Source organism: Archangium sp. (genome assembly GCF_036389735.1).
Classification (GTDB): Bacteria; Myxococcota; Myxococcia; order Myxococcales; family Myxococcaceae; genus Archangium.
In genome coordinates, this window is record NZ_DASVWK010000703.1 from 1 (window position 1) to 8,372 (window position 8,372).

At 65.6% G+C, this 8,372-nt stretch carries 8 protein-coding genes and 1 pseudogene; 6 read left to right on the forward strand and 3 right to left on the reverse strand.

Annotation, left to right across the window (positions count from 1 at the left end; genetic code table 11):
* The 6 genes and pseudogenes from VF794_RS24765 to VF794_RS24790 all read left to right on the forward strand — a co-directional run.
* Window positions 1-633 (forward strand): annotated as a pseudogene (locus VF794_RS24765) (hypothetical protein); the annotation flags it as partial.
* A complete protein-coding gene (locus VF794_RS24770) occupies window positions 633-1,391 on the forward strand; it encodes a ferritin-like domain-containing protein (RefSeq protein WP_331114496.1) in 759 nt (252 codons plus the stop codon). The pseudogene VF794_RS24765 and the gene VF794_RS24770, both read left to right, overlap by 1 nt.
* A 106-nt stretch (window positions 1,392-1,497) precedes the next feature.
* Window positions 1,498-1,947 (forward strand): TspO/MBR family protein, encoded by a 450-nt coding sequence (locus VF794_RS24775; RefSeq protein WP_331114498.1) that lies wholly within the window; start codon window positions 1,498-1,500, stop codon window positions 1,945-1,947.
* Window positions 1,948-2,029: 82 nt separating this feature from the next.
* Window positions 2,030-2,209: an ATP-binding cassette domain-containing protein gene (locus tag VF794_RS24780; RefSeq protein ID WP_414640948.1), complete on the forward strand. Its 180-nt coding sequence runs from the start codon at window positions 2,030-2,032 to the stop codon at window positions 2,207-2,209.
* Entirely contained in the window at window positions 2,206-2,493 is a 288-nt protein-coding gene (locus VF794_RS24785) for a hypothetical protein (protein ID WP_331114500.1), read from the forward strand. The genes VF794_RS24780 and VF794_RS24785 overlap by 4 nt, the downstream gene beginning before the upstream one ends.
* Before the next feature lie 252 nt (window positions 2,494-2,745).
* Window positions 2,746-3,258, forward strand: coding sequence for a hypothetical protein (locus VF794_RS24790; RefSeq protein WP_331114502.1), 513 nt, complete (start codon window positions 2,746-2,748; stop codon window positions 3,256-3,258).
* A gap of 12 nt (window positions 3,259-3,270) precedes the next feature.
* Here VF794_RS24790 and VF794_RS24795 read toward each other — a convergent pair whose 3' ends face one another.
* The 3 genes from VF794_RS24795 to VF794_RS24805 all read right to left on the reverse strand — a co-directional run bounded on the left by VF794_RS24795 (window position 3,271) and on the right by VF794_RS24805 (window position 8,205).
* Window positions 3,271-4,038, reverse strand: a complete 768-nt coding sequence (locus VF794_RS24795) for a M50 family metallopeptidase (protein ID WP_331114504.1) — start codon at window positions 4,036-4,038, stop codon at window positions 3,271-3,273.
* A 70-nt stretch (window positions 4,039-4,108) separates the two neighbouring features.
* The gene (locus VF794_RS24800; protein ID WP_331114506.1) at window positions 4,109-7,525 is read right to left on the reverse strand and encodes a DEAD/DEAH box helicase family protein; all 3,417 of its coding nucleotides are present in this window, start codon (window positions 7,523-7,525) and stop codon (window positions 4,109-4,111) included.
* 281 nt (window positions 7,526-7,806) lie between these two features.
* Window positions 7,807-8,205: a hypothetical protein gene (locus tag VF794_RS24805; RefSeq protein ID WP_331114508.1), complete on the reverse strand. Its 399-nt coding sequence runs from the start codon at window positions 8,203-8,205 to the stop codon at window positions 7,807-7,809.
* Window positions 8,206-8,372 lie beyond the last annotated feature (167 nt).

Consider the following 8,372-nt stretch of genomic DNA (forward strand, 5'->3'; position numbering starts at 1 on the left):
ATCACCAAGCTCAACGCGCTCACCATCGTCTCGGCCGAGAACCAGGTTCACACCTACTACATGAACATCGGGCCGACGTTCACCGACCCGGTGGCGCGCCAGCTCTACGCGGAGATCGCCGCCATCGAGGAGCAGCACGTCACGCAGTACGAGTCGCTGTGCGACCCGGACGAGTCGTGGCTGGAGAAGTGGCTGCTGCACGAGGCCAATGAGGTCTACAACTACTACAGCTGCCTGCACTACGAGTCGAACCCGCGCATCAAGGAAGTGTGGCAGCGGTTCGTGGACTACGAGCTGGGGCACCTGCACTACGTGATGGAGCTCTTCAAGCAGCTGGAGGGGCGGGATCCCGCCGAGGTGCTGCCCCGGGAGCTGCCGGAGCCCGTCCGCTTCGACAGCCACCGCGAGTTCGTGCGCAAGGTGCTCAACACCGAGGTGGGCTTGAGCGCCAACGGCACCGAGTTCGTGCCGCGCACCGAGGAGTCCGAGCGCACGCTGCTCTACCGCCAGCAGCTCAACTCGGAGGGCTCGCCGAGCGCGGTCGCCTCCGCGGGCTACCGCTGGCGTCCGGGCACCGAGCTGGCCGAGGAGGCCGAGCGCGTGAGCCCGCTGTCCGAAGGGAGGATCCAGTAATGGAACGCAAGGCGAGCGAGTTGGGGATGAACAAGACGGGCATCGCGACCTCCCCGGTGGGCGGCAAGAAGACCATCGAGGGCGCGGAGAAGTACTCTCCGGACGTCCCGGGAGATGCCTCGGGCATCTGGAAGGAGCGCCAGGCCTACGCGCGCGAGTCGGAGAACCTGGGCTCGGTGCCACCTCCCGTCACCATGAAGGGGATGGCGAAGACGGCGGTGGACATGCTGAAGGGCGGCCGGTCCACGGTCTTCATCGACAAACTGGGCCAGCGCGCCGGCTTCGAGCGCACCGGGGTGCGGCTGTACGAGGCGGCCCTCTCCAAGCTGGACGTCTTCGGCACGTGGGAGGGCGGGCCCTCGCGGGAGCAGCTGGAGAAGATCCGCCTGGACGAGCTGTCGCACTTCGCGCTCGTCAAGCGCTCCATCGAGAAGCTGGGTGGGGACCCCACGGCGCTCACGCCGGCGGCGGACCTCCAGGCCAACATGTCCGAGGGCGTGCCCCGGATGCTGACGGACCCGCACGTGAACCTGCTCCAGTCGTTGGATGGGCTGCTGACGGCCGAGCTCGTGGACAACGCGAGCTGGGAGTTGCTCATCGAGCTGGCGCGTGAGCTGGGACACACCGCGCTGGCCGAGGACTTCCAGCGGGCGCTGGACGTGGAGCAGGAGCACCTGGCGCTGGTGCGAAGCTGGATCGCCACGGGGACGATGTTGGAAGCCCGGGTCGGCGAGGAGGCCGCGGGCGCCCCGGCATAGCCATCAACGCGACGGAGGCTGGACGATGCAGGAGCACACCCCGTTGGAGAATCCGTCTCTCACCACCTGGAGGAACCCGTCCCTCCGGGTGGAGTCCCTCGCTGCCTTGGGGACCATCGGGGCGCTCACCATGGGCACGGCCCTGGTGGGTGCACGTGCCTCGAACAGCACGCAGCTCTGGTACCGGCGCCTGCGCAAGCCCGCCTTCCAACCACCGGCCCGGGTGTTCGGGCCGGTGTGGACGGTGATGTATGGACTGATGGCCCTCTCCGCGTGGAAGGTGTGGAACCGGCCCGCGGGTCCCAGTCGCTCGTGGTCGCTCCTCCTGTGGGGCGCGCAGCTCGGGTTCAACGCGCTCTGGTCCCCGCTCTTCTTCCGAAAGCACCGCCAGAAGGCCGCGCTGGTGGACCTCGTGGCCCTGGGGGTGAGCCTCGCCGGGTATACCGCCGTGTCGAGCAAGGTGGACCGTGGGGCGGCGTGGATGATGGCGCCCTACCTCGCCTGGGTGGGCTTCGCCGGCGCGCTCAACGAGGAGATCGTCCGGCTCAACGATTGAGGTCCCCCGCGGTCCCCTCCAGGATGCCCTCCTCACTTCTACCTGTCCGCTCCAGGACGTCTCCCTCACCATCAAGCCCGGCATGTTCGGACTGCTCGGCCCCAACGGCGCGGGCAAGTCCACGCTGATGCGCACGCTGGCCACCCTCCAGGAGGCCGACAGCGGCAGCGCCTTCCTCGGCGACATCGACATGCTGCACGATGGACAGCCCCATCCTGAACTTCTACTCGTTCCTCTCGGCGCGCTACGAGGTGAAGCGTGACACGTGGAACGACGTCGCCAGAAGGTGGCCTACCAGCAGCCGCCCTTCACGCACCCAACGGCACCGGCACGGAGACGGAGCTGAAGTTCTCCGACTGGACGGACGTGGGCGTGCTCGACCAGGAGGGCAAGCCGCTCTACCTGGAGCGGGTGCGGGTGAAGCCGGGTGACCTGGAGTTCACCGCGGTGGTGGACCAGCGCCCGGCGAAGGCGGGGGTGGATCCACTCAACAAGCTCATCGACCGCAAACCAGACGACAACACGGTGGCGGTGGAGAAGCTCTGACCCCTCCCAGCTCCATTTACCCATCAGGTAGACCCTGGCACTTGACGTGAGACGTCACTCGCCCGATACTTCAGATCGGGCGTGTCAGAGTGTCTGGTTAGCCTTTTGGATCATGGGGGCAGGGAGGTGGGGCGTCGTTGGGCCGGATGAGTTCCACGCACAGCCTCCGCGCAACCTGCTGGCCGTGATGGATGACGAACTCGTGGAGGAGGACTTCCGATGATTCCGGCTCTGGTCGTTCGAGGGCAGGCAATGGCCCGCGTATTCCGCAAGCTGCTCGAGCCGGAGTTCGGACCCGAGCTCCGCCTGGTCGAAGAGGATTCCGCGGGGGGAAGTGTCATGGCGGCGAAATCCATCCTCCTGCGTCGCAGGTACGTCGTGGCCCTGGTCACCGACACGAAACCGGAGGAGATCCGGCAGACGCACCGCTCCATCGTGTACCTGCTGATCAGCGCGGCCTGCGCGGACCAGTGGAAGCTCGTTTTGATGGCGCCCGAGACGGAGGTGCTGCTCTTCAAGGACCGGGGAGTGCTGCGCCAGTTGCTCGGGCGGGAGCCGACACAGGAGGAGCTGATTCGCGGCCAGACCGGGCCCCGGCGCGTACTGGAGGAAGCGCTCGGATTCGAGGGGTTGGCGCTCGACGAGGAGCTGTGCCGGCGTCTGGCGCGGGTGGACGTGAGTCCCCTGGCCGAGCACTCCTCCGTCCGGCAGGTGCGGGAGTTCTTCCGGGCTCACCGGGAAGGGCGCGCCTCGCTGCCTTTCTGACTCAGTCCGGCTCTACCTCGGGGACAACCCGATGATGGGGCGGCGCATGAGCTGCCGGCGCCGGAGGATGGAGCGGAGTCCCAACCACATAGCCCCGAGCGACACCCCCATCCACACCGCCGCCCAGAAGGGCGCGGGCAGGTAGGTGAGCTGGGCCATGGCGTGGGCGTCGGAGACCCCCACCTCCAGGCCGTAGCCGAACAGGCCCTTGATGTCCTGGAGCGCCAGCAGGCAGGAGAGCGCGGCGATCCAGACCACCAATCCGCGCCGCAACCACACCGGGCCCTTCCAGGCCACCAGTCCGAGCAGGGCCCCCATGCCGGCGATGAAGCCGAGCGTGAAGAGCCCATCCGAGCGGGACGAACCAGTGGCGAGCGCGTGTGAGGCGCCAGGGTCGGGCGGGAGCAGTGGAACCCAGAGGACGGCCACGCCCACCATCCAGACCACCAGCGCCCACAGCAGCGCACGTCCGCTGCGCATCCGCCCGGCGGCCACCAGCAGCAGCGTTCCGGCCACCGAGGAGCCCACGTAGCCCCCCGAGGCGATGAGGAGTTCCTTCCAGAGCGAGCCGGTGACCGAGTGGTAGGTGAGGCCCCCCGTGGCCGGGCTGATGGTGACGCTGCTCACGTGGGAGCCCACGGCCCAGGCGGAGAAAGCGTGCCCGCTCTCGTGCATGAGCGTCACCAGCAGTCGGAAGGGGTACAGCCACACCGTCTGCCAGAGGAAGAGACTGGCCGCGGCGGCGAGCACCAGGCACGCCAGCAGGGCGCGGGTGGACATCGGCGGTGGCTCGGGCATGGGGCGCATGACGCTTGGACGCTAACACGGGCGCTTTCGTTCCGCTGGGCGGTCATGCGGCCACTGCCGTTGCCTTGATCCGCTCCAGCAGCGAGACCAGCTCGTTCACCTGGGTCGAGGTGAACAGCCCTTCCGGGCCCTGGGGGGTGACGTCCGTGAACGGTGACTCATAGAGCAGCGTGGGCTCCATCACCCCGTGCTCCGTCAGGTGCTCCACGATGAGGTTCACGAACTCGATTTGGTTCGCCCCGAGCCTGCTCCCGGCCAGGAAGCCGGCGAGTGCGCGCTTGGCGGCTTCACGGTCCAGGCCCACCAACGAACGTACGAAGAGGCCGAGCCCATGCGCCTCCTGCGTCGCACGCCGGAGGTCGTCCGTCCCACCGACTCCGTTCTCCGCCAGCATCCGCTCCAACTCCGTCAGGTCCAATGGGGTCAGCGGTTCATTCATCCGCACCTTGCGGATGGCCAGGTGATTGTGGTGCTCGCGGAGGAACACCCGAGCCTTGTCCCGGAAGCGCTCGAAGCCGTCCGACGCGGCGAAGCTCGACAGCGCCACCTCCGTCTCACCGCCCAGCTGGTCCTCGAAGTCGGTGTAGATGGGCTTGCGCTTCTGCTTCTCGATGAACCGCACGAGTGCGCGGAGTCGTTTGCGGAGGCGCTCCAGCATCGGAATCGTCACGTCCTGCCACCACTCGTCGGCCTGTACATCCTGGATCAACGCGAGCTGCTCGCGCACCATTGGGATGCTGGACTTCTCCTCCAGCAGGCCCGCGATGGCCTTGACCTGCTCGCGCAACCGCTCGAAGCCGGGCTCGGCCCGCAGCAATGCCAGTTGCAGGTTCAACAGCAGCAGGTCGAAACGCTTCGTCTCCTCGGCCTCGGTTTCCTTTTCCGAGGGGAGACCGGCGACTTCGTGTGCGAGTTCCGAGAGCGAGTCGTCCGTCAGCTTCAGCCATGCCGCCGGCTTCACGTACTTCTCCACCAGCCGTCGCTTGGGCCGGACGATGAAGTTGTCGATGTTCATCGCCGCCACCTCGCCGCGCAGCAAGACGGCGAGCTCACCCCGCACTTCCGCGTCGTTCGTTGCCTCGCCCAGGGTTGGCTGGGTCTCCTCCACACGCGGGGTTTCGCCCGCCTGGCCCGGCTTCTTGTCCAACTCGCCAATGAGTTCCAGCCGCGCCTTGAACAGCCGCTTGCCCAGCGGTTCGCCTGGTGCGCCCTCGGCCGTCTCGAGGTTCTGGCTGAAGAACTCGAGGTTCTGGCAGTAGTCGAAGAGATAGAAGAACCGCTTGTGCTCGCCCGGACCGAACAGGTCCAGGCAGAGTCGCGTGCCGCGACCGAGCATCTGCCAGAACTTGGTTTTCGAGCGGACCAGCTTGAAGAATACCAGATTCACCACCTCGGGTACGTCGATGCCCGTGTCGAGCATGTCCACGGAGATGGCGATGTGCGGCGGCTTCTCCTTGTTGGAGAAATTGTCGATCAGGCTCTGGGCGTATTCAGTCTTGAAGGTGATGACCCGCGCGAACGCGCCCTTGTGGTGGGGGTAATTCGAGTTGAAGCGCTCGGCGATGAAATCCGCGTGGGCGTTGTTCTTGGCGAAGATGATGGTCTTCCCCAGGCGATCACCACCCGCCACCTTGAGCCCCCGGGTCATCAGGTGCTCCAGGACCTTGTCGACGGTGTCCTTGTTGAAGAGCCATTTGTTGACGGCCTCGGCTTCGACGCGGTCGGGCACCCCCTCCTCGTCGTCCCACTCCAGCTCGTCCCACTGGTCCTTTTCCTCCGCGGGGAGCGCATCGTAGGTGATGCCCTCGCGCTGGAACTTCAGGGGCACAGAGACCGCCTTGGGCGGCACGAGGAACCCGTCGCCTACCGCGTCCTCAAGCGGATAGGCGTCCGTGGGAACACCTTTTTCCAGGTCGAACAGGCCGTAGGTGTTGTGATGCACCTCGTCCTTGGGAGTGGCCGTGAGGCCCACCAGCAGCGAGTCGAAGTAGTCGAAAATGGCCCGGTACTTCTGGAAGACCGAGCGGTGCGCCTCATCAATGATGATGAGGTCAAAGTGCCCCACGCCGAAGCGCCGCTGACCCTCGCGGGTCTCGTCGATGAGGCCCATCATCGTCGGATAGGTCGAGACGAACACGCGGCCCTCGGTGCCCTTCTCGGTCACGAGGTTCACCGGCGCGGCATCGGGCAGGAACTTCTTGAAGGCGTTGACCGCCTGGTTCACCAGCGCCACGCGGTCGGCGAGGAAGAGCACGCGCTTCACCCAGTTGCAGCGCATGAGCAGGTCCACGAGCGCGATGACCGTGCGCGTCTTGCCCGCGCCGGTCGCCATGACCACCAGCGCCTTGCGGTCGCTGTCCTGCTCGAAGGCCTCGCCGATACGGCGGATGGCCCGTGTCTGATAGTAGCGCTCGACGATGTCCGCGTTGATGGGGGCGTCCGCCAGCGGCTTGCGACTGGTACGCCGCTGGATGAGCAGCTCCAGCTCGGCCTTCTTGTAGAAGCCCTGAACCGGGCGCTCCGGGTTGCTGACGTCGTCCCAAATCCGGTGCTCGTAGCCGTTGGAATAGAAGATGACCGGGCGCTGGCCGAAGCGCTGCTCCAGGCAGTCGGCGTAGAGCTTCGCCTGCTGCTGACCCACACTCAGGTCGCGCCGGGTGCTCTTGGCCTCCACGAGTGCCAGCGGCTTGCCGTCGTCCCCCCAGAGCACGTAATCGACGTAACCCTTGCCCGTCTTGTTGGGCATGCCGCTGACCTCGAACTCCCGGTCACGCGGCTGATCCAGCGCCCAGCCGGCCTCCTTGAGCAGCAGGTCGATGAAGTAGTCGCGGGTCTCTTCCTCGGAATAGTCGTGCGTGTCCGGCTGGGTCGTGTTGGCCTTCTTGACCTCGGCCATCTCGGCGCGCAGCCGCTTCAGCTCCTCGTCCAACGCGGTCTTGTCGGCCAGGAGCGCGGAAAGCTTCTCGTCCCGCTCACGCAACTGCGTTTCGAGCCGCTGGAGTTGTTCCAGCGTCTGCGGTGGCACCGGAGCGGTCTTGGGCAGCTTGCTGGGGTCGAACGCCACCCCGGCTGCGGGTTGAGGCCCGCGGGCGTAGGTGCGCGCCAGCCAGTAGGCGACGTGGAACAGCTCGCCTACCGTCCGTTGCGCGTCGTACTGCGTCACCATTTTGTTGCTGTGGACGGCCAGGTTGCCCAGCTTGATGATGAGCAGCGCCTTGGCGAAGACCGTCGCCCCGGCCGCCTTGCGGAAGGTCGGCTCGTGGATGAGCGCGCTCAGGTTGTCCTGATAGGGCAGGGTGAGCGCCGGGTCGTGCGTGTAGAGCCACCTCACCGCCAGTTCCAGACCGCGCCGAGCGTAGAAACAGGAGGTGCGAGCGTCGGCGTAGGCGAGCGACTCGGCCTTCGCGGTGGCCTCGAAGACCGAGGGCCATTCGGCCTGGAGAAAGGTGAAGTGGCTCATGTCACGGCGCTCCGGTGTCCAGTTCTTGTTGCGAGGGGATGCGGGTCAGCAAGCGCAGCCCACGCCGACGATTGTACCCCACGGAGAAGAGTTCGCTCCGAATGGTGACCACTGCCCGAATTGGGGGCGAGTGAGGGCGCTCCAACCAAGCCAAGGTGCTCGTGGTGAGATCGGGGTTCATTCAGGTGCTCCAGCATCAACTATCCATGCCACGATAGGACAGACCATTTGGTGGCATCGCCAGGGTGTCAGGGCTTCGTCATGCCATGGCGCTTGCGCGCCTACTCTGAATCCGGAGGGTATAGCTTCATCAATTCTTCCGGCAGGGGCGTGCGGAGGAACATCATCCCCTTTTGCTTACGCGCAGGGATGACTTGGAATCCCTGGCCAGCGATTCTGACGAGTTCGCCGTCTCTGCCATTGCCGCTGGCGAGCCATGCGTCTGCTTCTTCTCTCGTTGCGAACGTCTGGGAGACGACGATGTAGTCGATGGCTGGGGTGTAGAACGAGCGAAAGAACTCGCGGTACTCATCCAGTTTCTGGATCTCGCGGACGTAGAGCAGCGATACCGCCGCGATTCGAAGCGCTTCGTCTTCTGGCGAGCCGTCTTGATACTTCTCGTTCACAGTCTTGAGGACTTCCATGATGGAGTCCACATCGAAGTTGTGATTGTATTTCATCGTTGCATTCTAGAGGGCAAGAGGGGCCAGAATGAGCGCACCAGAACCGCCCGTCATGAGGACGAAGGTGACACCACCAACGACGACGATGGTCCCAAGTGTCACCTCGGTCTTGTGTTCCCTGATCCATTCAATCGCTTGGGCCATGCGGGAAAATTCAAGTTTCT